The sequence below is a fragment of the Azohydromonas aeria genome, assembly GCF_009760915.1.
Classification (GTDB): domain Bacteria; phylum Pseudomonadota; class Gammaproteobacteria; order Burkholderiales; family Burkholderiaceae_C; genus Azohydromonas; species Azohydromonas aeria.
In genome coordinates this window covers 1-23535 of sequence record NZ_VIDQ01000022.1, presented here as the reverse complement: position 1 = coordinate 23535, position 23535 = coordinate 1, and the positions used below count along the sequence as shown (strand labels likewise).

Below are 23535 nucleotides of genomic sequence, written 5' to 3'. Positions count from 1 at the left end.
GGCGATGACGATTTCATGACGGCCGGGCCGGCACGGCAAGCCGTTGCGCCCGCGCCTACTCGATGCGCAGGCCGTCGAGCGCCGGGTCGCCCTCGGGGAATCGCAGCTCCAGGCTCCTGAGCCGCTGCTCCACCAGGGTGGCGATCATGAGGTTGCGGTGCGTCTTGGAGTCGGCGGGCACCACCGTCCACGGCGCCCAGGGCGTGCCGGTGGCGGAGATCAGGTCGGCATAGGCCGCCTGGTAGTCGTCCCAGCGGCGGCGCGCCTCGACGTCCTCCATCAGGAATTTCCAGCGCTTGGCCGGGTCGTCGAGCCGCGCCTGCAGCCGCGCGCGCTGCTCGTCGCGCGAGAGGTGCAGCATGAACTTGAGGATCACGGTGCCGTGCTCGGTGAGCATGCGCTCGAAGTCGTTGATCTGCGCGAAGCGCTGCCGGGTCTGCTCCCGCGTGATCTGGCCCTTGACCACGGGCACGATCACGTCCTCGTAGTGGCTGCGGTTGAAGAGGGTGATCTCGCCGGCCGCGGGCGTGCGCTGGTGGATGCGCCACAGGAAGTCGTGCGAGCGCTCCTCCTCGCTGGGCGCGCGCCAGCCCACGGCGTGCACGCCCAGCGGGCTCATGCGCCCGAAGACGTGGCGCAGCGTGCCGTCCTTGCCGCTGGCGTCCATGCCCTGCAGCACGATCAGCATCCGGTACCGCCTGTCGGCCCAGAACAGGTTCTGCAGCGTGTCCAGCCGCGCGGCCGTCTCCTCCACCGCGGCCTTGTCCGTGGCTTTGTCGCCCACGGAGAACGGTTTGCTCCCGGCATCGACCGCGGCCAGGTCGAAGCGCCTGGCGGGGTCGCGGTGCTGCAGCGCGGCAAGCTGCCTGTCCAGTGACTTGCTCATGCGCCGGCCCTCCCGGCGCGGTGGCGCTGCTGTTCCTTGCCCATCGGCTGCTCCTCGTGCGGCGTGATGCCCGCAGGCTGCCACGAGCAAGGCGACGGCCCGGGCCGGGCTGCCGGGCACGCGTCGCTCAGTGCAGGGACTTCCAGATGTTGAAGGCGCTGATGAGGGTGATGAGCACGCCGACGATGGTCATCAGCGTGCGCGCCTGCAGCCGCCGGCACAGCAGCGCGGCCAGCGGCGCGGCGAACATCCCGCCGAACACCAGCCCGGCCACCAGGGTCCAGGTGCCCGGGTCGCCGGCCAGCAGGATGAAGGCCGTGGCGCTGGAGAGCGTGAGGAAGAACTCGGCGAAGTTAACCGAGCCGATGGTGGTGCGCGGGTCGCTGCCGGCGCCGATGAGGTTGCTCGTCACCACCGGCCCCCAGCCGCCGCCGCCCGTGGCGTCCACGAAGCCGCCCAGCAGCGCCAGCTTGCCCACGTGCCGCGGCGCCTGGCGCCTTTGCTGGCGATGGCGCCAGGCCTTGCGCAGGATGTACAGGCCCATGATCAGCAGGTAGGCGGAGATGAAGGGCTTGAGCGCCTTGCCGTCCACCTGCGTCACCAGCACCGCGCCCAGCACCGCGCCCAGGATGCCGGGCACCAGCAGCCGCACGAACAGCGACTTGTTGACGTTGCCCAGCTTCACGTGCGAGATGCCCGACAGCCCTGTGGTGAACACCTCGGCGATGTGCACGCTGGCGCTGGCCATGGCCGGCGAGGCGCCGGTGGTCAGCAGGAAGGTGGTGGCCGTGATGCCGTAGGCCATGCCCAGCGCGCCGTCGATGACCTGCGCCAGGAAGCCCACCGCCACCGCGCCCCAGAAGGTCGGGCTGGTCAGCGCGCCCTCGATCAGCGCCCAGCCGCTCTGGCCGCCGTTGTCGCCGAAGAACAGCCGCCACGCCACCGCCCCCAGCAGGCTCACCAGCACCGCCACCGCCGCCCACATCGCCACGCGCAGCACCGGGTGGTCGTCCGGGTGCGTGATCACGTCCTCCACCGGCGGCAGGCCCAGCGCCTCGTGCTGCACGTTGATCGGGCTGGTGCTCAGGTCCAGGTTTCTGATTTTCATGGGACTGCAAGCGTCGGCCGGGCGGCTTATGACGGGATCAAATATCAAGGTTCGCGAAGATACTTAACACTGCATATGCGCCCAACGAAGCTTTGCGAGCTTCGATATGCGGGAATCGCTGATGTTTGATCCGTGACAAGCCGGGGCGGGTGACTGGCCGGCGCTGTCATGGCGGCGTCACCCGGCGCCGCTACGCTTCGCCCCTTGTTCCTGGCCGCCTGCCGCGCCAATGCCGCGCGTCCGGCATGCAGCCTGCCCCGCCCCGAGACACATCGCCTTCCGCCCGCCACGCCCATGAACGACGCCGCGACTTCCCTGCCCCTGGCCGCCATCGACATGGGCTCGAACAGCTTTCGACTGGAAATCGGCCAGCTCAAGGGAGGGCGCTACCAGCGCCTGGACAGCGTCAAGGAAGTGGTGCGCCTGGGCGGCGGGCTGGACCCGCAGGGCATGCTGGGCGAGGAAGCCGCCGAGCGCGGGCTGCAGACGCTGCGGCGCTTTCGCGAGCGGCTGGCGGGCTTCGAGCTGGGCGGCCTGCGTGCCGTGGCCACGCAGACGCTGCGCGAGGCGCGCAACCGCGACGAGTTCCTGGTGCGCGCCGGCGAGGTGCTGGGCTCGCCGGTGGAGGTGATCTCCGGGCGCGAGGAGGCGCGGCTGATCTTCATCGGCGTGGCGCAGCTGCAGCCCTCGCCGCTGCCGCGGCTGGTGATCGACATCGGCGGGCGCTCCACCGAGCTGGTGCTTGGGCGCGAGCGCGTACCGGGCGAGGCCGAGTCCTTCCCCGTGGGCAGCGTGTCGATGTCGATGCGCTGGTTCCCCGACGGCCGGCTCACGGCCTCCGCCTTCGAGGCCGCGCGCGTGGCGGCGCAGGCCGAGTTCGAGGAGGCCGAGACCGAGTTCGAGCCCCACCTGTGGCAGGAGGCGCTGGGCTCCTCGGGCACGGCCGGCGCGGTGTCGCTGGTGCTGGCCAGCCACGGCATCACCGACGGGCGCATCACCCCGTCGGCGCTGAACTGGTGCATCGAGCGCTGCATCGACGCCGGCCACGTCGAGCGGCTGCAGCTGCGCGGGCTGCGCGAGGACCGGCGCCCGGTGATCGCCGGCGGGCTGGCGATCCTGTCGGCGCTGATGCGCGAATTCGGCATCCGCGAGATCGCGCCGGCCAAGGGCGCGCTGCGCCAGGGCGTGATCGTGGACCTGCACGAGCGCCACCAGAGCGCCGCCGGCGAGGCCGTGGATCTGCGCGACGCCTCGGTGGCGGCGCTGCAGCGCCAGTTCCACTGCGACACGGCGCAGGCGCGGCGCGTGCACGACATGGCGCTGGCGCTGCACCGCGACATCGCCCCGGACGCGGGTGCCGACGAGCGGCGCGAGCTGTCCTGGGCCTGCGCGCTGCACGAGATGGGGCGCAGCGTCTCGCACCACGACTTCCACCGCCACAGCGCCTACCTGATGGCGCACGTGGACGCGGCCGGCTTCTCGCAGAGCCAGCAGCGGCGCATCGCCGAGCTGATCCTGGCGCAGCGTGGCGGGCTGAAGAAGGTGGAGGCGGCGCTGGCGCGGCGCTCCTTCGCGCGCCAGGCACTGTGCCTGCGGCTGGCGGCCATCCGCTGCCACGCGCGGCGCGACGACGAGGGGCCGCGGCTGCGCATCGGCGGCGCCGGCACCGGGCGTCTCCTGCTGCGCTGGGAGCCCGCGGGCGTGCCCGCCGACCCGCGCACGCTGCACCTGCTGCGCGAGGAACTCGCGCTGTGGGGGCAGCAGGGGCATTTCAGGCTGGAGTTGAAGGGGTGAACGACGCAACGCAGGCCGTCAGATAGGCCGAAAAAAAATGTCGTCATGCCCGCGCACGCGGGCATCCATTTTTCTGCCGGCTGCAGGCCGGCCTTCGGTGTTACCAATCAATCGGCCGGCCTCGCACAAAGCCGCCGTCCTGCCGGACGGCCCAACTTGGATTCCCGCTTCCGCGGGAATGACGAGGTTTTTTCTTACGGCCCGCGTCTCTTACCGCCTGCACCGCCTCACGCATGTTGATCCGAGGCCGCCCGTGCTGTCTCGCTACCCATCCCCCTCCAGCACCCGCTGCGGCACCTCCGTGAGCTGCCAGCTCTCGCCCACGCGCTCGAACACCCACACCAGGTCGTAGCGCCCCTCGGGCCAGCGCCGCGCGCCGCGGGTGCCGCACAGCGCCTGCGCGATGTCGGCCATGGCCTGGTGGCGCCAGCACAGCAGCACCGGGCCGCGGCAGGACAGCACGGCCGTCAGCAGCTCCGTCACGCCGCCCTCGGAGCCGAAGCGCGTGTCCACGTGGATGCCCAGCAGCCGCGCCAGCGGCTGCACCGTGCACAGCGGGCGGTGGCTCTTCCAGGGGTCGGTGGCGGCGAAGATCGCCACCGGCGGCGCCAGCAGCTTGTGATGGGAGCCGTTGCCGCCGTGCGGCGCGAACAGCCGCGCCAGCGCCCCGGCGCGCTGCCAGCCGCGCACCGACAGCGCGTCCTGGTCCGGGTGGCCCCGCTCGTCCACGCCCTGGATGCCCGCGTCCTTGTCGGGCTCCTCGGCATGGCGGATCAGCATCACGCGGCGGGTGGCGGGCATGGTGCCCACCCTTGAGCAAATCCAGCGCCCGCACAGGGCGCGGCCACCACCGGCTTCAGGACGTGTCCGCGCCGCCGGCCAGGTCCAGGTCCGGCTCCGGCTCCGGCGGCGGCGCGCAAAGGCGCCGCCGCAGCGCCTGCACCTCCTGGCGCAGCTGTTGCAGCGTCAACTCGCCCCGCCGCGCCCGCGCCTCGATGGCTTCGAACGCCTTCTCGTATTCCAGCTCCCGACTGCCCGACTCGTCTGCACGCGTCATGTGCGTCCTCCCCTGGCGGCCGGAAGGCCTCCGCTGGGCTGCTTTGTCGGGCCTGGACTTGACGCGAAGCTGAACGGCGCGGGCGCCCAGGGGTTGCCCGGGGGTGCCTGGTATTTGCGCGTAAGCGCTTTCCCCTACCCGTCAGGCGAGCACCGGCGCCGCACCGGCCAGGCCGCGCAGCAGTGCCATGAGCTCGCGCGCCAGCGGCGCCGGCTCCTCGCCCAGCCGCGTCACCAGCCCGTAATCGGGCATGCGCTCGGGAATTTCCACCGGCAGCCGGATGAGCAGGCCCTTGTCCACGTATTTGCCCACCAGCGCCGCCGGCTGCAGCGACAGCATTTCCGAGCCCTGCAGCAATTCGAAGGCAAACAGGAAGGACGTGGTTTCCACGCTGCCCGCGCGTGGCGTCGAATCGGCGGCGCCGAAAATCTCGTCGCAAATCCGGCGCAGTGCCGTGAGCGGCGGGTAAAGAATCCAGGGACAGGAAGCCAGCTGCGCCAGGTCCAGCGCCGGCGCGCCGCGCAGCGGGTGGCCCGGCCCGGCCACCACCCACAGCGGCTCGCCCGTGAGCGGCTCGTACTGCACCTGCGCGCGCTGCGTGCGGTCGGTGAGGCGGCCGATGACGAGGTCGATGCGGCGCTCGGCCAGCCAGGCGATGAGCTGGTCGCTGCTCTGCTCGTAGAGGCGCAGCACCAGCAGCGGGCGCCGGCGCAGCATCTCCCGCACCGCGGGCGCGAGCAGCTTCGAGGCCGAGCCCGAGATCGCGCCCACCGCCAGGTGGCCGTGGCCGCCCTGGCGCAGCGCGTTGAATTCGTCCACGAACTGGCGCTGCCCGGCCAGCGTGGCCGCGGCCCAGCGCAGCGCGAACAGTCCCAGCTCGTTGGGCCGCATCTCGCGCGGCAGCCGCTCGAACAGCCGCGCTTCGAATATGTCCTCAATATCCAGCAATATCTTGGTCGCCGCCGGCTGCGTGACGTGCATTTGCTCGGCCGTCAGCCGCAAATTGCGCGTGCGGCCCAGAATGTCGAGAAACTGCAGGTGCCTGAAACGCAGACGGGCACAGGCGCTGGAAGGTGATAAGGGTTTTCCCGACACATTCGGACCAATAACCAAAGGGAATGGATTTTACTGAAATGGTGATTGGACCCTTTTCCCGTGCCGGCCTAGTCTGCGGCCGGCGCGGCGCTGGTGCATGGAGGCAAGGCGGCCCGCGGCGCGACAAGTACAGGCTCATCACAGGAGACACCTCATGAAGTTCAAGACCCTGGCGCTGGCCGCCACGCTGCTGGCGGCCTTTGCGGGCGCACCGGCCGTGGCGCAGGTGAAGGAGCGCTCGTTCAAGGTCGGCATCGGCCTGAGCGACGACCATCCGCAGGCCCTGGCCGTCAAGCGCTTCAACGAGTTGCTGGCGCAGAAGAGCGGCGGCAAGCTCGGCGCCAAGCTCTTTGCCAGCGGCACGCTGGGCAACGACGTGACCATGACCTCGGCGCTGCGCGGCGGCACGCTGGAGATGACGGTGCCCGACAGCTCCACGCTGGTCACGCTGGTCAAGGACTTCGGCGTGCTGAACCTGCCGCTGACCTTCGCCAACGAGCAGGAGGCCGACGCGGTGCTCGACAGCGCCTTCGGCCAGAAGCTGCTGGCCAAGCTGCCCGAGAAGGGCCTGGTGGGCCTGGGCTTCTGGGAGAACGGCTTCCGCCACGTCACCAACAGCCGCAAGCCCATCACCAAGGCCGACGACTTCGCCGGGCTGAAGCTGCGCGTGATCCAGAACCCGCTGTTCATCGACACCTTCAACACGCTGGGCGCCAACGCCACGCCGATGCCCTTCACCGAGCTGTACTCGGCCATGGAGCAGAAGGCCGTCGATGGCCAGGAGAACCCCACCGCCACCATCCTGGCCAGCAAGTTCTACGAGGTGCAGAAGCACCTGGTGCAGTCGCGCCACATCTACAGCGCCTGGGTGCTGCTGATGTCGAAGAAGACCTGGGACACCCTCTCCGCCGAGGAGCAGAAGATCGTCCAGGACGCCGCGCGCGAGGCCACGCTCTACGAGCGCCAGACCATCCGCGCCTTCGGCGACAAGGCGCTGGGCGAGCTGAAGAAGGCCGGCATGCAGGTGACGGAATTGCCCGCCGCCGAGCAGGCGCGCCTGAAGGAAAAGCTGCAGCCGGTGGTGGCGAAGTTCAGCAAGGAATTCGGCGAGGACACCACGCGCGAGCTGATGGCCGAGCTGGAAAAGGCGCGCCGGAAGTAAAGGAAGCCTTGACATGATGGACAGGAAGCCCGTGCGCCCGTTCCGCTCGCGAGAGTGGTTCGCCGACCCGCAGCGATCCGACATGACCGCGCTCTACCTGGAGCGCTTCATGAACTACGGCCTCACGCCGCGCGAGCTGCGCTCGGGCAGGCCGATCATCGGCATCGCGCAGACGGGCAGCGACCTGTCGCCGTGCAACCGCATCCACCTGGAGCTGGCGCGGCGCGTGCGCGAGGGCATCCGCGACGCCGGGGGCATTCCGATGGAGTTCCCGGTGCACCCGATCTTCGAGAACTGCCGCCGCCCCACCGCCGCGCTGGACCGCAACCTGGCCTACCTGGGGCTGGTCGAGATCCTGTACGGCTACCCCATCGACGCCGTGGTGCTGACCACCGGCTGCGACAAGACCACGCCGTCGGGGCTGATGGCGGCGTCCACCGTGGACATCCCGGCCATCGTCCTGTCCGGCGGCCCCATGCTCGACGGCTGGCACGAGGGCGAGCTGGTCGGGTCGGGCACCGTCATCTGGCGCAGCCGCAGGAAGCTCGCGGCCGGCGAGATCGACGAGGACGAGTTCCTGCAGCGCGCCTGCGACAGCGCGCCGTCGGCCGGGCACTGCAACACCATGGGCACGGCCTCGACCATGAATGCCGTGGCCGAGGCGCTGGGCATGTCGCTGCCGGGCTGCGCCGCCATCCCCGCGCCCTACCGCGAGCGCGGCCAGATGGCCTACGAGACCGGGCGGCGCATCGTCGAGATGGCCTACGAGGACCTGCGGCCCTCGAAGATCCTCACCCGCGAGAGCTTCCTGAATGCGCTGGCAGTGGTCAGCGCCTGCGGCGGCTCCAGCAACGCGCAGGTGCACATCATGGCCATGGCCCGGCACGCGGGCGTGGAGCTGCGCCCGCAGGACTGGACCGGCCATGCCTACCACCTGCCGCTGCTGGTCAACATGCAGCCGGCCGGCAAGTACCTCGGGGAGCGCTTCTTCCGCGCCGGCGGCGTGCCGGCGGTGATGTGGGAGCTGCAGGAGGCCGGCCGGCTGCACGGCGAGTGCGCCAGCGTCACCGGCCGCACCGTCGCCGAGAACCTGCAAGGGCGCCGCGCCACCGACCGCGAGGTGATCCGCCCCTTCAGCGAGCCGCTGATGCAGGACGCCGGCTTCCTGGTGCTCGGCGGCAACCTGTTCGACTTCGGCATCCTGAAGACCTCGGTCATCTCCGACCGCTTCCGCGGCCGCTACCTGAAGAATCCCGGCCAGGAAGGCATCTTCGAGGCGCGCGCCGTCGTGTTCGAGGGCGCGGACGACTACCACGCGCGCATCAACGACCCGGCCCTGGACATCGACGAGGGCTGCATCCTGGTGATGCGCGGCGCGGGTCCCATCGGCTGGCCGGGCTCGGCCGAGGTGGTGAACATGCAGCCGCCCGACGCGCTGATCCGCCGCGGCATCGAGACGCTGCCCACGCTGGGCGACGGGCGGCAGTCGGGCACGGCCGACAGCCCGTCGATCCTGAACTGCTCGCCCGAGAGCGCGGTGGGCGGCGGGCTGTCGTGGCTGCAGACGGGCGACGTGATCCGCATCGACCTCAACGCCGGCACCTGCGACGCGCTGGTGGCGCCGGAGGAGATCGAGCGCCGCAAGCGGGATCTGCCCGCCCCACCGGTGCCCGAGAGCCGCTCGCCCTGGGAAGCCCTGTACCGCGAGAAGACCGGGCAGCTGGCCGACGGCGCGACGCTGGACTTCGCGCTCCAGTTCAAGCGCATCGCGGAGAAGACGCCGCGGCACAACCACTGATCAAGAAAGACGCCCTGACATGACCGCATCCGCCGACCCCCAGGCGCTCGACCCCATCCTCCCCGACGACGCCCTGGCCGGCACCCTGGTCGGCCGCGCGTGGCTCCCTGGCGACCTGCCCGGCCCGGCCGTGGTGGCGCTGCGCGCCGAGGGCGTGTTCGACCTGAGCGAGCGCTTTGCCACCATGAGCACGCTGCTCGAAGAGGCCGACCCGGCGGCGGCCGCGCGCGCCACGCCCGGGCGGCGCGTGTGCGGCGTGGAGGAGCTCATCGCCAACAGCGCCCCCGGCACGCGTGCCGAGGGCCAGGCGTTCCTGCTGGCGCCGTGCGACCTGCAGGTGGTCAAGGCCGCGGGCGTGACCTTCGCGACCAGCCTGGTCGAGCGCGTGATCGAGGAGCAGGCGCGCGGCGACGCCTCGCGCGCCCAGGCGCTGCGCGCGCAGGTGCTGGAGCTGGTGGGGGCCAACCTCGCCGACATCGTCCCGGGCTCGCCCAAGGCGATGGCGGTGAAGGCGCTGCTGCAGGAAAAGGGCCTGTGGTCGCAGTACCTGGAGGTGGGCATCGGGCCGGACGCGGAGGTGTTCACCAAGGCGCCGGTGCTGGCCTCGGTGGGCACGGGCGAGGACATCGGCATCCGCGCCGACTCGTCCTGGAACAACCCCGAGCCCGAGGTCGTGCTGGCGGTGAACAGCCGCGGCGAGATCGTGGGCGCGGCGCTGGGCAACGACGTCAACCTGCGCGACATCGAGGGCCGCAGCGCGCTGCTGCTGGGCAAGGCCAAGGACAACAACGCCTCCTGCGCCATCGGGCCCTTCATCCGGCTCTTCGACGCCGGCTTCACACTCGACGACGTGCGCCGCGAGACGGTGCACCTGCGCGTGCGCGGCCCCGAGGGCTACGAGCTGCGCGGCATCAACACCATGGCCAGCATCAGCCGCGACCCGCAGGACCTGGTGGCGCAGACGCTGGCGGCGCACCAGTACCCGGACGGCTTCATGCTGTTCCTGGGCACCCTCTTCGCCCCGATCGAGGACCGCGACCAGCCCGGCGGCGGTTTCACGCACAAGCTGGGCGACCTGGTGACGATCCGCAGCGCGCGCCTGGGTGCCCTGCACAACCGCGTCATGCACAGCGAGACGGCCCCGCCCTGGCGCTTCGGGCTGCGCGCGCTGATCAACAACCTGGCGGCGCGCGGGCTGCTCGGCCGCCAGCTCTGACGAGGCGGGCGGCAGCCGCCGCCCCGGTTCTCACCTCTTCGGCACCAGCATGTAGGCGCGCAGCGCGCGCTCGCCGGTCTGACCCACGCCGACGATGACGCCGCGGTCGTTGATGGCGCTGGCCTCGCCCAGCGCGTGCCAGTGGGCGCCGGCGCCGGCCGTGGCCTCGGGCAGCGCATCCAGCGCCACGGGCCGGGCATTGCGCTCCCAGCCGCGGCCGAGCTTGCGCGGGTCGGCGTTGCCGTCGAACTTGAAACCCACGGCCTGGCCGGCGCGGTTGATCGAATTGGCCTGCGACGGGAAACCCGTGCAGCAGCCGTCGGTGCCCAGGCGCTTGAAGGCGCCGTTGATCAGCGTGAAACCCTGGGTTTCGTGGGGCAGCGCGCCGGCGCGGTGCAGGACGCCGGCCACGTCGCCGTTTTCATTGATGGACAGCGGCACCAGCGCGTCGAAACCGGCCGGCGTGGCGCGCAGCAGCCGCGCCTTGCCGCCGCGCGGCACGCGCACGCCCTGCTTCACCAGCACGCCGTCGATCTCCACCTCGCGGAAACCCACGATGTCGCCGTTGGCGTTGATGGCGGTGGCCTGCGAATTCACGCCGCCCCAGGAACCCAGGTCGTAAGCCTTGCCGCCGAAGAAATAGGCGGCGTGCCGCACGCCGGGCGCGACTTCGGCCCAGCCGACGATTTCCGAGCGGTCGTTGATCGCCGCCGCGTGGCTGCCGCCACCGCCCAGGCCGGGCAGCGGCGTGAGCACGTTGCCCTTCCAGCGGAAGGCCTGCGAGGTGCCGCCCTGCGTGTACGAGCCCACCACCTCGCCGCCGGCATTGACGCCGGTGGCCGTACCGGGCCCGTCGGTGGCGATCACCACCGGCAATTGGCCCAATTGAAAATAGGCCGGCCGAATACCGCCTTCAATCTCGAAGCTGACATATCCCGCGGCCTTGCCGTTGCTGCTGAGGCCGCGCGCCTCGCTCATGCCGCCCTGCACGGCGCCCAATTCATGGACCACATAAGCCTGCGGCGCCGCCTGGACATTTTGAATCAGCGCGCCCGCGACCAGGCCCATGCCTACCGCCTTCGTGATGCCGAATTTCATGCTGCCTCTCCCTCGTGCTACTGCATGTGTTCGTGAGGATCAGCGTAACGGCGCGTGAAAAATTGTCCAGCATGGGATTTATTAGCATGTTGTTACCCCTGCGCACTGGTTTCCGGATTAATCGCGCGCCGGCTTGAAAAGGAATATCGGAGCCCGATGCTCGGATAAATCAAGAGTCAGTGAATACCCTGAATCGAGGGCCGATTCCGGGTTTTCCAGGAGTAGTGCCGGGCAACAAATATTTTCGTGCCTGGATTTTGCGGTGGCGCCCGACAGGGTAGAAAAGACCATTTCCGTTGCGCCCTCAAGCACCGCGGCCGGTTGCGACCTCAGCGGTCTGGAGCGCAACCGGGTGCGCGGTCCGGCGCGCCGGTTGCGGGCGCAGCCGGCAGCGGCCGGCGCCAGGGCCGCCCGCTCCAGCCCGCTCCAGCCCGCGCCTGCCCGCGTGGCGCCGGGCGAACGCCGGCACGGGACCGGCGGCGTCAGTTTCCGGTCAGTTTGGAGCCGGTTTTGGGACCAGTTTCCGTTTGTCCCCGGACATTCAGTCGGCGCCTGTTTTCAATTTCAGGGTGCCGCGGCGTGAACAATGTCGCGGAATCAGGACGGCTCGAAATTCAAGTCGGGCAGTCCGGTGCCGATGATGGATACGCGATATTTCGTCTGCTGACAGGAAAACCTTTTCCAAGGTGGCGCTCCGGTTACATTTTTGTCGAGGAAAATGCTCTGGATTTCCCCTGTCCGAGTGCGCCAGAACAGCTCTCGACTCCCGGTTTTCTGCTGCGCTGCACCAAGTTTTTCGAGGTTACGACAGGCGGCAAGTGGGTAACGCAGCGAGTTACCTGCGATACATCATTTAACAAGCGCTTGCCTTATTTCGGTCCTGGTGGGGCCGAAAGAGCAGGCATGCCGCTTGAAAGGCCGCCGCGATGAAAAGCGGCGGCAAAACAAGCCGGAATACTGCAACAACCCCTTTGGAAACGCTGCGCAAACCGCGCCGGAAAACCGGCACGGTGGACCTGCTGCCGCCCGTTGAACCGGAAATCGAGTTTGGCCATGAATGTCCTGAAGTCCTCCATCCCCTCCCGGCTGGCCGTGGCCGGCTCCCTGTTCTCGATGGCGGTGATGCTGGCCGCCTGCGGTGGCGGCAGCGACGCCAGCAACGACGTGGCGACGCTGTCCTCGCAACCGATGAGTGCCACCGAAACGACGCAGGCTTATGCCGACGCGGCGGCGCCGCGGGCGCAGCCGGCGGCCTGGGAGCTGGCCGAGGATCCGGCCACCGAGCAGGCCTTCCTGGCCAGCCAGCTCAGCCGCGCGGCCCGCGAGACGGCCATGAACCTGGCCGACACCCGCACCAAGTGGAACCCCGGCCACTACATCGCCACCGGCAAGCGCGACCCGGCTACCGTGGCCCAGATCCTCACCGAGATCGACGACTTCCCGCAGGTCAAGGGCCTGCTGCTGCGCTACGAGTGGGCGCAGCTGGAGACGGCCAAGGGCGTCTACGACTTCTCCAAGATCGACCGCGACTTGGCCACGATGGCCGCCGCCGGCAAGCGCCTCTTCGTGATGGTCAGCACCAAGGTGTTCACGTCCGGCGGCCGCGCCGTGCCCGACTACCTGCGCACCGCCGAGTACGAGGGCGGCGCCTACAAGATCCTGATCGGCGCCCGCGAGGCCATCGACAGCGAGAACCGCTACGGCGAGAACGCCGCGCTGCACAACGCCAACGTGCGCGACCGCCTCATCGCGCTGACCACCGCGCTGGGCAAGCGCTACAACGGCCACAACGCCTTCGAGGGCGTGACCTTCAACGAGACGGCCATCGGCACCACGCAGGTGCCGATGACCAGCGCGCAGCTCACCGCCTACTTCGCCAACCTGGCGCAGATCGACACGGCCACCAAGCAGGCCTTCCCGAACACGGTGGTGATGCAGTTCATCAACTACCCGCGTCCCTACATGCCGGGCCTGATCTCGAACATGGTCAGCAGCAAGGTGGCGCTGGGCGGGCCGGACATCTTCCTGGAGGACTGGGACCTCAACACCCGCGTCTATCCGATGTACGACCCGGCCAAGGGCCAGGTGCCCATCGGCCCGTCGGTGCAGCCCGAGAACTACCAGGCCACGGTGCAGAACGGCCCGGTCAACCCGCCGAAGATCGCCGACCTCTACAGCTTCGGCCGCACCCGGCTCAACGCCAACTACATGTTCTGGACGCGCTCGTTCATCGGCTCGCCGGCCCCGTACCCGCAGCTGCTGCAGTTCTTCCGCTCCAGCGCCTTCCCCAAGGATGCCGCCGGCGGCCTGACCACCACCTGCCCGGCCACCTTCGCCTCCTGCGTGCCGAAGCTCTGAGCCAGCGCGCGGCGCCGCACGAACGTCAAGGCGGGCCCTTCGGGGCCCGCCTTTTCGTTGTGGTTGCGAAGGCAATGAGGTCCGCGAACACAGGCGCCGTTTCACGGCCCCACCTCCACCACCAGGAAGCGCCGCCGCTCGATGCGCAGCTCGCCGGCGCGGGCGCTGGCGATCAGCTCGATGCCGTGCAGCCCGCGCCGCGCGGCGCGCCAGGCCACGCTGCGCCGCGCGCCCTCGCCCGGCAGCGCCAGCGCCTCGGTGCTGCCGTCGGGGCGGTGCACCACGGCGCGCAGCGCCACGCCTTCCAGCGCCCGCGACGGGTGTTCCAGCGCGGCCGACAGCTGCACGGCCTGGCCGCGCGCGGGCGTGAGCGGGCTCGCGGCGGCGTGCAGCACGGCCCCGCCGCTGACGCGCGCGGACAGCGCGAAGTCGCTCGCCTCGCGCGGGGCGTGCAGCGTCACGCGCCAGGGGCCCGGGCGCGGGCGCTCGAAGCCGTAGCCCAGCGTCAGCAGCGACGACGGGTCTTCCACCCGCACCAGGCCGTGCTCGCGCGCCGTCAGCTCGATGACGCGGCCGCTGGCGCCGCGCACCGTGGTCTCCAGCGCGCGGCTCGGGTCGAACAGCGCGAAGGCGGCCACGGCCACGTCGTCGAGTTCCACCGCCACCTCCACCGAGGCGCCGGCCTCGACGTGCCCGGCCGCCACCTGCGCGTACTGGGTGTCGGGCTCGGAGACGGCGTCCCCGGCCGACTCGCTCCAGCCCGCCGTGTCCTGCAGCGCGCCCTGGCGCAGCAGCGGCAGCACGAAGCCGGCGGCCACCTCGGCCGAGGCCGTCATGTCGGTGTGCAGCACCGGCAGCCGCCGCACCGGGCCGGGGATGGCCGAGGCGCTGCCGACGCTGACCACGCCGTCGCTGGGCACGCCGCTGCACGGCGCGCGGAAGGCCTCGGCGATCGGGTCGCCGGCGAGCATGTGGAAGGGCACGCCGTGGCGGCGCGTGACGCCGGGGTTGAAGACCTGGCGCACGAAGGCGGGGCTGAGCTCCAGCGCCGCGGGCTCCAGCACGCCCAGCGCCGAGGCCAGGCCCGAGCAGTCGGAGCCGCCGTGCGGGGAGCCGAGCATGATCAGCTGCGCCACAGCGCGGTCGCGCATGAGCCGCGCCACGTAGTAGCGCGACACCAGCCCGCCCATGCTGTGCGCCAGCAGGTCCACCTGCTGCGCGCCGGTCAGGCGCCGCACGCCCTCGACGTAGCGCTGCAGCGCCGCCGCGTTCTCGGGCAGTGACTTGGTGGCGCTGCGCAGCCGCGCCAGCGCGCCGGTGTCCATGGCGCCCTCGGCCTGCCCGTCGCCCACGGCGAAGCCCCGCAGCCCGGCCTGCGCCAGGAAGCCGCCGGGCCCGGTGTAGGCGGCCCAGGTCTGGTGGTCGGAGAGGAAGCCGTGCACCAGCACGACCGGGCGCGGGCGCAGCGCCACGGCAGTGTCCGCGCGCAAGGTCAACGCGCTGGCGCGGCCCGGGGTGGCCTCGGCGCTGAGCGTGCGGTTCGGGCGCGCCGTGGCGGCGGCGCCTGCCGTGTCCGCTTGCGCGTCCCAGTACCAGTTCAGCGTGGACAGCGGCGCGGTGGTGCAGCCGCGCGCGGCGCGCGGCACGGTGCAGCCGGCCGGCAGCGCCCGGCCGTCGAGGCGGAAGGTGACGGCGACGGGGCGCGGCGCCGCCCGATCCAGCTGCGCGCGCAGGCGCACGCTGTTGCCGTCCACGAGCGCCTGCACCGGCGCGCCGGCGGCGTCCAGCAGCGCGACATCCAGCGCGGGTGCCGCGGCGGCGGCGTGAACCGGCGCGCCCCAGGAAGAGGCCAGCAGGAGCAGCGGCAGCAGGACGCGGCGCATGGCGGTGATGGTGGCGCCGGGGCGCCGCGGCGGCTGTATCAGGAATCGGCGCCGTGCGACACGGCGCTTCGGCGCCGTGCCCCGGGCCAGCGGTCCCCGGCGCGGTTCGGGCGCAGGGCCGGGTGCGCCCTGAACGCCGTGCGGCGGGCCTGCAACTCAGCGGCTCCCGCACGGCGCCTGCCGGCTTTTGGCCGGCCGCCCGGAACACAACCGCACACGCCTCCCCGGAGCACCGCATGAGCCACCCCGACTCCAACTCCCTGCGCCGGCCGGCGCGCGGGCGCCTGGTCGCCCTGCACAGCAGCGCCAGCGGCGCGCGCCAGTGGCAGGCATGGCGCGCGCTGCTGCCGGCGTCGGTGGATCTCGTCGCGCCGGACCTGCCGGGCTACGGCGCGGACGGCGCAGCGCCGTGGCGCGCCGCCGCGCCCACGACGCTCGCCGACGAGGCCGAGCCACTGCTGCCGCTGCTGTCCGGGGTGGAGGGTGGCGTGCACCTGCTGGGCCATTCCTACGGCGGCGCGGTGGCGCTGGAGCTGGCGCTGCGCTGGCCGCAACACGTGCGCAGCCTCACGCTCTACGAGCCGGTGCGCTTCGGCGTGCTGCGCGGGGCGGCCGGCCGCGCGCCCTGGAGCGAGGCGCTGGACCTGGGCGGCGCGGTGCGCGCCCACGTGCGGGCGCGGCGGCTGCACGCGGCCGCCGCGCTGTTCGTCGATTACTGGAGCGGTGACGGCGCCTGGGCGCTGTGCGGCGAGGGCCGGCGCGCCGCCATCGCCGCGTGCATGCCCAAGGTGGATGCCGAGTTCGGCGCGCTCTTCGCCGACACCGTGCCGCTGCGCGCCTGGGCCGGGCTGCAGATGCCGGTGCGGCTGCTGGCCGGCACGCGCTCGCCGGCGCCGGTGCTGCGCGTGGCCGAGACGCTGGCGCAGGCCTGTCCGCGCGCCACGCTGCGGCATCTCGAAGGGCTGGGACACATGGGCCCGGTGCAGGCGCCGGCGCGCGTGGCGGCGGCGCTGGGGTTCAGCGCCGAGGAGCCGGACCTGGAGGCGACGCTGCCCGGGGTGTAGCCAGGCCCCCTGAAAGCGAGAAGGCCGCCGGCGCAGCGTCCGGCGGCCTTCGATCAGCCTGTGTCGGCGCGGCTCAGCGCCGCGGCGGCCTGGGGCTCACAGCCGCCACAGCCGGTAGCCTGCGCCCTCGATGGCCCGGGCGTCGAAGGCGGCCTTGACGTCGATGAACACGCCGCCGCGCACGAGCTTGCGGTTCAGGTCTTCCATGGGCAGCTCGGCGAATTCGCGGTGCGCGACCGCGGCGACGATGGCGTCGGCGCGCGGCAGGTCGCTCCACTTCAGCAGCCGCACGCCGTACTCGTGCAGCGCCTCGTCGGGGTCGGCCTGCGGGTCGCTCACGAACACCTCCACGCCGTAGCTCTGCAGCTCGTGGACGATGTCCACGACCTTGGAGTTGCGCAGGTCGGCGCAGTTTTCCTTGAAGGTCAGGCCCAGCACGTTGACGCGCGCGCCCTTGATGTAGCTGCCCGCGGCGATCATGTTCTTGATCGTCTGCTCGGCCACGAACTTGGCCATGCCGTCGTTGATGCGGCGGCCCGCCAGGATCACCTGCGGGTGGTAGCCCAGCATGTCGGCCTTGTGCGTGAGGTAGTACGGGTCCACGCCGATGCAGTGCCCGCCCACCAGGCCCGGCTTGAACTTCAGGAAGTTCCACTTCGTGCCGGCGGCCTCCAGCACCTCGGAGGTGTCCAGCCCGATGCGGTTGAAGATGATGGCCAGCTCGTTCATCAGCGCGATGTTGAGGTCGCGCTGCGTGTTCTCGATGACCTTGGCGGCCTCGGCGGTCTTGATGCACGAGGCGCGGTGCACGCCGGGCCCGATGATGCGCTCGTACACCTCGGCCACGCGCTCCAGCGTCTCGGGCGTGTCGCCGGAGACGATCTTCACAATCTTGGTCAGGGTGTGCTCGCGGTCGCCGGGGTTGATGCGCTCGGGGCTGTAGCCGACGAAGAAGTCCTCTTTCCACTTCATGCCCGACTCGCGCTCGAGCACCGGGATGCACACCTCCTCGGTGGCGCCGGGATAGACGGTGGACTCGAACACGACGATGGCGCCGCGCTTCATGTGGCGCCCGGCGGCGGTGCTGGCGCCGATGAGCGGGCGGAAGTCCGGTGCCTTGGCCTCGTCCACCGGCGTGGGCACGGCCACGACGATCACGTCGGCCTCGGCCAGCAGGGACGGGTCGCTGGTGTAGACGCAGTGCTTGGCCGCGGCCATCTCCGCGTCGGGCAGTTCCCGCGACGGGTCGGTGCCGCGCTGGCACGCGGCCACCTTGTCCACGGCGATGTCGAAGCCGATGGTCCGCGCCTGCTTGCCGAACTCCACGGCCAGCGGCAGGCCGACGTACCCCAACCCGATGACGGCGATCACGCTCATGCTTCCCTCCTTGCATTGGCTGCCTGCCGCGGCGGACGGCGGCCGCCGCGCGCCCTCGGCACGCCGGCTCAGCCCATTCCTCCACCCCGGTCCGACCGCGTGCAAGGGTGCGCCTTGGCAGCGGCCGCGGACAGACCCCGATTCCGGGCCGCCTGGCAACCCCGGATGGAGGGATGCAGCACTCCCACCGCGTAGGGAAAGGGGTGTAGCGCGGCCTCATTTACAACATACACGCGGCGCCGGATGCGCCCGGGCTTCCTGACCGGGGAGACTTTCCGGCGCGCCCCTGGCCAACCCGCCCGCTTCGCCCTGCTCCTGGTTTGCTCTTGTTCCCCCTTCAATGCCCGGGCGGGCTCATCGGGTGTGATCTGAGGCGACCAGGAGTATCGCGTATGTTGTTTTTGTCACTGGCGGACCGCGCTCGTGCGCGCAACGACGAGGCTAACTGGCGATGCTTCGTCGCGCCGGTGAAATGAGCTTCCTTGTCAGCCTCGCGTTCGGGTCGTCCCGATCCAGGCCGTGTCTCAGCCCACGGCACCCGGGCGGCGCAACACCAGCAACTTGGCCGTCATGCGCTGCACGCAGCCGCCGTCCTGGTTCAGCGTTTCGCTGCGGCAGGTGACGATGCCGCGGTCGGGCTTCGAATTCGAGGGCGCGATCTCCAGCACGGTGCTGCTCACGCGCAGCGTGTCGCCCGGGCGCGTGGGCCGCGGCCAGGCCAGCTCGGTGCCGGCGCCGATCACGCCGCAGCCCAGGGGCAGGCTCTGCACCAGCAGCCGCATCGTCAGCGCCGCCGTGTGCCAGCCGCTGGCCGCCAGGCCGCCGAACACGCTCGCGCGCGCCGCCGCCTCGTCCAGGTGAAAGGGCTGCGGGTCGAAGCGCTCGGCAAAGCTCCTCACCTCCTCGGCCTCGACCACGAGCGTGCCGCTGTCGAAGCGGTCGCCCACGGCAAGGTCGTCCAGGTACAGCGGCGGGCGCGAATCGGAAGGTGCCATGGGCCGGTATGAAGCAGTCGTGGAGCCGCCATTGTGGTCCGCCTCCGTGCCGCGCCATTCGCCGGCCCGAATGTGGCGGCGCAACATATTCAGAACGAATATCTTCAAGCCGCGAAGAAATTGACCATGCTGCCAGCGAAATCTGTTCGAATATTAAACATCCCGATGAATTCGTGACGATTTCCGGCCCCGCCCCCTGCAATGGGGCAATTTCCGGCGCGTCAGCAAGCCTTTGAAACGCCAGCGCATAAACTCATGCGTCCGGGTATGCCGTCTCGCGTGGCAACGAATGCACATATTCATTGGCAATATGTCACGCCGTTGCAGCAAGCATTGAAGGCGCAACGCCGGCCAGTATTTGCCGCCAGGGAGTTCTGCCGCGGGCCGAGGTGCCCGAAGGAGGAACCATGCTGAAAGCTTCCTGGCATGCCGCCGCACTGCTGGCCCTGGCCGGCCCCGTCCTGCCCGCCTTGGCGGCGGTCGGCTCCAGCGCCAGCCTCACCGGGCTGCGCTACGAGCTGGTGGACCTGCGCCCTGGCGACGGCATCGCGCCCAGCATCCGCTTCACCGGGGCCACGCTGGCCGAGTCGCTGCTGCTGGCCCACTGGTGCCTGGGCCCCACTTTCTGCCAGCGCAGCGAGGGCACCTTCACGACCCCAGCCGTCAGCAACCGGCAATACGACGACGGATTCAGCGGCTCGACCAGCGCGTTCGCGGCGGTGTCGGCGGCGGGGCTGTTCGCCGGCGGGCAGTACGACAACGGCGCCGGCCTCGGCTACGGCCCGTACCACGCCGAGGCCCGGCTGCGCGGCAGGCGCGGTGGCAACCCGCTGTTCGTGCTGTCGGCGCACACCGGCGTGCGCGTCACCGCGCATTACACGCTCGACGCCTGGGTCATCCCCACGCCGATCACCGGGCCCTACCACGACGGCTACGGCGCCGGCGCCGCCGTGTTCGTCAATTCGCGCTTCATCGACGGCCCCGACTTCTTCCAGGAGGTCAGCACGGGCAGCGGCTTCGTGCACGACACGGGCGAGCTGTCCGTGCTGCTGAGCAACCACAAGGACCGCACCGCCACCGTCTGGGGCCGCATCGGCGTGCTGGCCGACGGGCAGGTGCCAACCGGCATCCCCGAGCCCTCCACCTGGGCGCTGCTGCTGGCCGGCGCGGGGCTGCTCGGCGGCGTGGCGCGGCGCCGCGGCATCGGCACGGCGGCCTGAAACCCCCGCTGCGGCGAGCGGCGCCGCGATCTTCACCTCCTCACGAAAGACGCCACATGAAGGCACTTCTCGGCACCTTGCTGGCCGCCCTGGCCGGCCCTGCGCTGGCCGCGGCCGGCTCCAGCGCCAGCCTCACCGGGCTGCGCTACGAGCTGGTGGACCTGCGCCCCGGCGACGGCATCGCGCCCAGCGTGCGCTACACCGGGCTGTCCGTCGCCCAGTCCAAGCTCGGCTTCTGCTTCGGGCCGGTGTCGTGCCAGCTGAGCCAGGGCGGCTACCGGGAGCCGGTGCTGAGCACCGTGCAGAACGACCGGTCGGGCCCGGCCAGCGCCTTCGCCTCCGTCTCCGCGGCCGGGCTGTTCGCCGCCGCGCAATGGGACAACGGCGACCGGACGGTCGGCAGCAACGGCAGGTACCTGTCCTGGGCCCGCCACCAGGGCGTGCTGGGCAGCCCCCTCTTCGTGCTGTCGGCGCACACCGGCATCCGCATCACCGGGCAGTACACGCTCGACGCCTGGATCATCCCCACGGACGTCCAGGAGCCCGTGCGCCGCGACTACGCGGCCTCCGCCGCGGTCTTCGTCAATTCCCGCTTCATCGACGGGCCGGAGCCCTTCGTGGAGATCGACACCTCGACCAGCGATTTCGCGCACCGGACGGGCGAGTTCTCCGTGCTGCTGGCCAACCACAAGGACCGCACCTCCACCGTCTGGGGCCGCTTCGGCGTCCTGGCCGAGGGCCAGTTGCCGGTGGGCGTTCCCGAGCCCTCCACCTGGGCCCTGCTGCTGGCCGGCGCGGGCGTGCTCGGCGCCGTGGCGCGGCGGCGCCAAGGCCGCGTCCCGGCGAACTGAAGTCGTCGCGGCGGCCGCCGCCGCCGCGTCCCCCTTCCAGGAGATGAGCCATGAAGACACTCCTCGGCACCGTGCTGGCGGTCCTGGCCGCGCCCGCACTGGCGGCGGTCGGCTCCAGCGCCAGCCTTACCGGGCTGCGCTACGAGCTGGTGGACCTGCGCCCCGGCGACGGCATCGCGCCCACCATCCGCTACACCGGGCTGTCGGTGGCCGAGTCCTTCGTGACCTGGGATTTCTGCGCCCATCCCGCCGTGTGCCAGCGCAACGAGGGCGGCTTCGCGGACCCCACCTTCAGCAACGCGCGCTTCGAGAACGAGACCGGCCAGGCCAGCAGCTTCGCCGCGGTGTCCGCGGCCGGGCTGTTCGCCGGCGGCCAGTACGACAACGGCGACCGCACGGGCTCGGGCAACGGCCGCTACCTGGCCGAGGCCCGCCACCGGGGCCGGGCCGGCGGCAACCCGCTGTTCGTGCTGTCGGCGCACACGGGCGTGCGCATCACCGCGCAGTACACGCTCGACGCCTGGGTGATCCCCACGGACGTCGTCGAACCCATCCGCCGCGGCTACGGGGCCCATGCCGCCGTGTTCTTCCACTCCCGCTTCCTGGACGGGCCCGACGTCCTGGAGGAGATCGGCACAAGCCGCAGCTTCGAGCACGAGACGGGCGAGCTGTCGGTGCTGCTGAGCAACCACCAGGACCGCACCGCCACCGTCTGGGGCCGCTGGGGCGTGCAGGCCGGCGGCCAGGTGCCGTTGACCATCCCCGAGCCCTCCACCTGGGCCCTGCTGCTGGCCGGCGCGGCCCTGGTGGGCACGGCGGCCCGGCGCCAAGGCCTCGCCCGCCGTCCCTCGGCACCGGCCTGACGCGGCCCTCCCGGGCGGCTTCGGGCACCGGCGCGCACGCGGGTGCCGTGCCCTCAGCCGCCGGCCGGCACGCCCAGGGCGGCGAAGTGCAGCACCCACTCCCGCGCCGGGTCCACGCCCAGCAGCGCTTCGGCCTCGTCGTCGTAGAAGGCGCCGACGGCGCAGGCGCCCAGGCCACGCGCCGCGGCTTCCAGGTACACGCGCTCGCCCACCAGCCCGGCTTCGAGAAAGGCATGGCGGTAGCCACGCGCGGCGCCGCAGCCGTCGCGCGCCAGCACGGCGCGGTCGGCCGACAGCACCAGCACCGCGGCGGCGTCGCCGATCACGTCCTGGTCCAGCGCGGCGGCCCTTGCCGCGGCGCGCAGCGCCGCCGGCGCCAGCGGCACGCGGCGCGGGTGCAGCACCCGCCCGTCCGCCCCCATGCGCCACACGCCCGGGTCCAGGCCGGCCACGGCGTGTGCCACCACGTCCACCCGGATGGCGGCCGACAGCAGCGGCGGCTGCGCCAGGGCCGCCAGCACGCCGGCCAGCGCCGGCAGCGGCACCGGCGTCGGCGCGAAGCGCCGCACCGAGCGCCGGGTGGCGATGCGGCGCAGCACGTCCGACGAGGCGGAGGGGGCGATGGCCGGCAGCACCACGGCGCGAGCCTGCCGCGGCGCCGACGCCGCGACGGCCGCCGGCGCCGGCCCCGGCAGCGCCATGTCCTCCCCGGACACCGTGCCAGCGCGCAACGACGTGGCCCGGTGCACCGCCCCGGTCACGCCCAGCGGCGGCAGCGCGCGTGGCAGCGGCGGCGGGGACAGGCTTTCGGAGCCGGGCACCGGGCACGACGCCCCACCCTGCCGTGGGAGCGTCCCGGGACGTGCAAGTGAAAACTCCATTAGCGCCAGCACGCCCTCCTCGTCCTCGTCCAGCCCCAGCGTGGCCGCCAGCCGCGGGCCGTCGAAAGCGGCAACCAGGTGCGCGTCGAAACCCAGCGCCGTGGCGGCCACGCGCAGGTTCTCCAGGGCGTGGCCCAGGTCGGCCAGCACGTAGCGGTAGGCCCGGTCGCGGTACTTGCGCCCGGTGCGCCGGAACACGGCCGTGGCGATCACGCGCGCGGCGGGCGCGGCGCCGGGTGCCGCGGGCAGGCCCAGCTCGGCGGCATCCGGGGCGCCGTCGCGCAGCCGCACCAGCGCATGGCCCTCGGCGTCGTAGTGCCACAGCCCCGGCGCCAGCCCGGGCAGCGCGGTCGCGGCCACGTACAGCTCGGTGGAGAACAGCGCCCCGGAGGACGGCGAGGCACGCAGCGCCAGCCCGCCGCGCCGCTCCGTGACGCCGGCGGTGAGCCACAGCGCCGCGCCCAGGGCCGCCAGGGCACCCGGCGCGTTCCGCGCACCCGGCGCATCCGCCGCCACCGGCGCCAGTGCCAGGCGCGGCGCGCCGGGATGGCGCTTGAACGCCGGCGGCGCCGCGCCCCAGTCCACGGCCGGGAAGCCGGTGAAGGCGGCGCGCCGCGACTGCGCCGAATGGGCATGGAAGCGCTCGACCAGCGCCATCGCCTCGTCCGCGGGCGCCGCGCCCGGGCCCGTGGCCTGCGCCGCCCCGGCCAGCGCCACCTGCCGCTCGCCGCGCCCAAGCCGCAGCCCGGCCAGGAAGGCCCCGCCCAACCCCAACAGCCCCAGCCCGGCCAGGCCGCTGCCCAGCGCCCAGCGCCGCCCGGCCGGCGCC

Annotated in this window: 20 protein-coding genes; 10 read left to right on the top strand and 10 right to left on the bottom strand. The window is 71.8% G+C overall.

From position 1 onward, the window contains the following. Positions 1 to 55: 55 nt before the first annotated feature. Together FJ694_RS14840 and FJ694_RS14835 are read right to left on the bottom strand one after the other, a co-directional pair. The gene (locus FJ694_RS14840; protein ID WP_157268025.1) at positions 56 to 886 is read right to left on the bottom strand and encodes a PPK2 family polyphosphate kinase; all 831 of its coding nucleotides are present in this window, start codon (positions 884 to 886) and stop codon (positions 56 to 58) included. A gap of 127 nt (positions 887 to 1013) precedes the next feature. Next, positions 1014 to 1994 carry a sulfite exporter TauE/SafE family protein gene (locus FJ694_RS14835; RefSeq protein WP_157268024.1) on the bottom strand — a complete coding sequence of 327 codons (981 nt, stop codon included), beginning with the start codon at positions 1992 to 1994 and terminating at the stop codon, positions 1014 to 1016. Positions 1995 to 2288: 294 nt separating this feature from the next. On the opposite strand from FJ694_RS14835, the gene FJ694_RS14830 reads away from it, so the two are divergent. Further along, entirely contained in the window at positions 2289 to 3788 is a 1500-nt protein-coding gene (locus FJ694_RS14830; protein ID WP_157268023.1) for a Ppx/GppA phosphatase family protein, read from the top strand. Positions 3789 to 4052: 264 nt separating this feature from the next. Here FJ694_RS14830 and FJ694_RS14825 read toward each other — a convergent pair whose 3' ends face one another. From FJ694_RS14825 to FJ694_RS14815, 3 genes are all read right to left on the bottom strand, one after another. Further along, positions 4053 to 4589, bottom strand: coding sequence for a hypothetical protein (locus FJ694_RS14825; RefSeq protein WP_157268022.1), 537 nt, complete (start codon positions 4587 to 4589; stop codon positions 4053 to 4055). A 55-nt stretch (positions 4590 to 4644) separates the two neighbouring features. Further along, complete coding sequence (locus FJ694_RS14820; protein ID WP_157268021.1) at positions 4645 to 4845, bottom strand: hypothetical protein; 201 nt, start codon at positions 4843 to 4845, stop codon at positions 4645 to 4647. Between the two features lie 141 nt (positions 4846 to 4986). Then, positions 4987 to 5940 carry a LysR substrate-binding domain-containing protein gene (locus FJ694_RS14815; protein WP_157268020.1) on the bottom strand — a complete coding sequence of 318 codons (954 nt, stop codon included), beginning with the start codon at positions 5938 to 5940 and terminating at the stop codon, positions 4987 to 4989. A 154-nt stretch (positions 5941 to 6094) separates the two neighbouring features. Here FJ694_RS14815 and FJ694_RS14810 point away from each other — a divergent pair, with 154 nt between their 5' ends. From FJ694_RS14810 to FJ694_RS14800, 3 genes are read left to right on the top strand one after another with little or no spacing between them, the layout of a single operon-like run. Further along, positions 6095 to 7102, top strand: coding sequence for a TRAP transporter substrate-binding protein (locus FJ694_RS14810; protein WP_157268019.1), 1008 nt, complete (start codon positions 6095 to 6097; stop codon positions 7100 to 7102). Between the two features lie 16 nt (positions 7103 to 7118). Further along, on the top strand, positions 7119 to 8900 hold the full coding sequence (locus tag FJ694_RS14805; protein WP_157268080.1) for an IlvD/Edd family dehydratase: 1782 nt from the start codon (positions 7119 to 7121) through the stop codon (positions 8898 to 8900). A gap of 19 nt (positions 8901 to 8919) precedes the next feature. Continuing rightward, positions 8920 to 10116 (top strand): fumarylacetoacetate hydrolase family protein, encoded by a 1197-nt coding sequence (locus FJ694_RS14800; protein WP_157268018.1) that lies wholly within the window; start codon positions 8920 to 8922, stop codon positions 10114 to 10116. A gap of 30 nt (positions 10117 to 10146) precedes the next feature. Here the strand turns inward: FJ694_RS14800 and FJ694_RS14795 are convergent, their stop codons facing one another. Next, on the bottom strand, positions 10147 to 11214 hold the full coding sequence (locus FJ694_RS14795; protein WP_157268017.1) for a hypothetical protein: 1068 nt from the start codon (positions 11212 to 11214) through the stop codon (positions 10147 to 10149). A 579-nt stretch (positions 11215 to 11793) separates the two neighbouring features. Between FJ694_RS14795 and FJ694_RS14790 the strand changes: the two genes are divergently transcribed. Together FJ694_RS14790 and FJ694_RS14785 are read left to right on the top strand one after the other, a co-directional pair. Continuing rightward, the gene (locus FJ694_RS14790) at positions 11794 to 12144 is read left to right on the top strand and encodes a hypothetical protein (RefSeq protein WP_157268016.1); all 351 of its coding nucleotides are present in this window, start codon (positions 11794 to 11796) and stop codon (positions 12142 to 12144) included. Between the two features lie 123 nt (positions 12145 to 12267). Then, complete coding sequence (locus tag FJ694_RS14785; RefSeq protein ID WP_157268015.1) at positions 12268 to 13572, top strand: glycoside hydrolase; 1305 nt, start codon at positions 12268 to 12270, stop codon at positions 13570 to 13572. Between the two features lie 101 nt (positions 13573 to 13673). On the opposite strand, the gene FJ694_RS14780 is transcribed toward FJ694_RS14785, so the two are convergent. Then, positions 13674 to 15455: an esterase/lipase family protein gene (locus tag FJ694_RS14780; protein ID WP_157268014.1), complete on the bottom strand. Its 1782-nt coding sequence runs from the start codon at positions 15453 to 15455 to the stop codon at positions 13674 to 13676. 236 nt (positions 15456 to 15691) lie between these two features. Between FJ694_RS14780 and FJ694_RS14775 the strand changes: the two genes are divergently transcribed. After that, positions 15692 to 16519 carry an alpha/beta fold hydrolase gene (locus FJ694_RS14775; protein ID WP_157268013.1) on the top strand — a complete coding sequence of 276 codons (828 nt, stop codon included), beginning with the start codon at positions 15692 to 15694 and terminating at the stop codon, positions 16517 to 16519. Positions 16520 to 16615: 96 nt separating this feature from the next. Here FJ694_RS14775 and FJ694_RS14770 read toward each other — a convergent pair whose 3' ends face one another. Then, the gene (locus tag FJ694_RS14770; protein ID WP_157268012.1) at positions 16616 to 17896 is read right to left on the bottom strand and encodes a nucleotide sugar dehydrogenase; all 1281 of its coding nucleotides are present in this window, start codon (positions 17894 to 17896) and stop codon (positions 16616 to 16618) included. A gap of 524 nt (positions 17897 to 18420) precedes the next feature. Then, a complete protein-coding gene (locus FJ694_RS14765; RefSeq protein ID WP_157268011.1) occupies positions 18421 to 18891 on the bottom strand; it encodes a MaoC family dehydratase in 471 nt (156 codons plus the stop codon). A 407-nt stretch (positions 18892 to 19298) separates the two neighbouring features. On the opposite strand from FJ694_RS14765, the gene FJ694_RS14760 reads away from it, so the two are divergent. The 3 genes from FJ694_RS14760 to FJ694_RS14750 are packed head-to-tail and all read left to right on the top strand — an operon-like array spanning position 19299 to position 21825. Then, positions 19299 to 20111 carry a PEPxxWA-CTERM sorting domain-containing protein gene (locus FJ694_RS14760; RefSeq protein ID WP_157268010.1) on the top strand — a complete coding sequence of 271 codons (813 nt, stop codon included), beginning with the start codon at positions 19299 to 19301 and terminating at the stop codon, positions 20109 to 20111. 56 nt (positions 20112 to 20167) lie between these two features. Beyond that, on the top strand, positions 20168 to 20962 hold the full coding sequence (locus tag FJ694_RS14755) for a PEPxxWA-CTERM sorting domain-containing protein (RefSeq protein ID WP_157268009.1): 795 nt from the start codon (positions 20168 to 20170) through the stop codon (positions 20960 to 20962). Between the two features lie 50 nt (positions 20963 to 21012). Continuing rightward, on the top strand, positions 21013 to 21825 hold the full coding sequence (locus tag FJ694_RS14750; protein ID WP_157268008.1) for a PEPxxWA-CTERM sorting domain-containing protein: 813 nt from the start codon (positions 21013 to 21015) through the stop codon (positions 21823 to 21825). A 53-nt stretch (positions 21826 to 21878) separates the two neighbouring features. Here FJ694_RS14750 and FJ694_RS14745 read toward each other — a convergent pair. Next, the coding region (locus FJ694_RS14745) for a SagB/ThcOx family dehydrogenase (RefSeq protein ID WP_157268007.1) at positions 21879 to 23535 on the bottom strand (1657 nt) is incomplete at its 5' end.

What these genes read in the sequence shown, in the direction of transcription:
- FJ694_RS14840 (WP_157268025.1), bottom strand. Translation starts at nt 886, where the DNA reads ATGAGCAAGTCACTGGACAGGCAGCTTGCCGCGCTGCAGCACCGCGAC.
- FJ694_RS14835 (WP_157268024.1), bottom strand. Translation starts at nt 1,994, where the DNA reads ATGAAAATCAGAAACCTGGACCTGAGCACCAGCCCGATCAACGTGCAG.
- FJ694_RS14830 (WP_157268023.1), top strand. Translation starts at nt 2,289, where the DNA reads ATGAACGACGCCGCGACTTCCCTGCCCCTGGCCGCCATCGACATGGGC.
- FJ694_RS14825 (WP_157268022.1), bottom strand. Translation starts at nt 4,589, where the DNA reads ATGCCCGCCACCCGCCGCGTGATGCTGATCCGCCATGCCGAGGAGCCC.
- FJ694_RS14820 (WP_157268021.1), bottom strand. Translation starts at nt 4,845, where the DNA reads ATGACGCGTGCAGACGAGTCGGGCAGTCGGGAGCTGGAATACGAGAAG.
- FJ694_RS14810 (WP_157268019.1), top strand. Translation starts at nt 6,095, where the DNA reads ATGAAGTTCAAGACCCTGGCGCTGGCCGCCACGCTGCTGGCGGCCTTT.
- FJ694_RS14805 (WP_157268080.1), top strand. Translation starts at nt 7,119, where the DNA reads ATGGACAGGAAGCCCGTGCGCCCGTTCCGCTCGCGAGAGTGGTTCGCC.
- FJ694_RS14800 (WP_157268018.1), top strand. Translation starts at nt 8,920, where the DNA reads ATGACCGCATCCGCCGACCCCCAGGCGCTCGACCCCATCCTCCCCGAC.
- FJ694_RS14795 (WP_157268017.1), bottom strand. Translation starts at nt 11,214, where the DNA reads ATGAAATTCGGCATCACGAAGGCGGTAGGCATGGGCCTGGTCGCGGGC.
- FJ694_RS14785 (WP_157268015.1), top strand. Translation starts at nt 12,268, where the DNA reads ATGAATGTCCTGAAGTCCTCCATCCCCTCCCGGCTGGCCGTGGCCGGC.
- FJ694_RS14780 (WP_157268014.1), bottom strand. Translation starts at nt 15,455, where the DNA reads ATGCGCCGCGTCCTGCTGCCGCTGCTCCTGCTGGCCTCTTCCTGGGGC.
- FJ694_RS14775 (WP_157268013.1), top strand. Translation starts at nt 15,692, where the DNA reads ATGAGCCACCCCGACTCCAACTCCCTGCGCCGGCCGGCGCGCGGGCGC.
- FJ694_RS14770 (WP_157268012.1), bottom strand. Translation starts at nt 17,896, where the DNA reads ATGAGCGTGATCGCCGTCATCGGGTTGGGGTACGTCGGCCTGCCGCTG.
- FJ694_RS14765 (WP_157268011.1), bottom strand. Translation starts at nt 18,891, where the DNA reads ATGGCACCTTCCGATTCGCGCCCGCCGCTGTACCTGGACGACCTTGCC.
- FJ694_RS14760 (WP_157268010.1), top strand. Translation starts at nt 19,299, where the DNA reads ATGCTGAAAGCTTCCTGGCATGCCGCCGCACTGCTGGCCCTGGCCGGC.
- FJ694_RS14755 (WP_157268009.1), top strand. Translation starts at nt 20,168, where the DNA reads ATGAAGGCACTTCTCGGCACCTTGCTGGCCGCCCTGGCCGGCCCTGCG.
- FJ694_RS14750 (WP_157268008.1), top strand. Translation starts at nt 21,013, where the DNA reads ATGAAGACACTCCTCGGCACCGTGCTGGCGGTCCTGGCCGCGCCCGCA.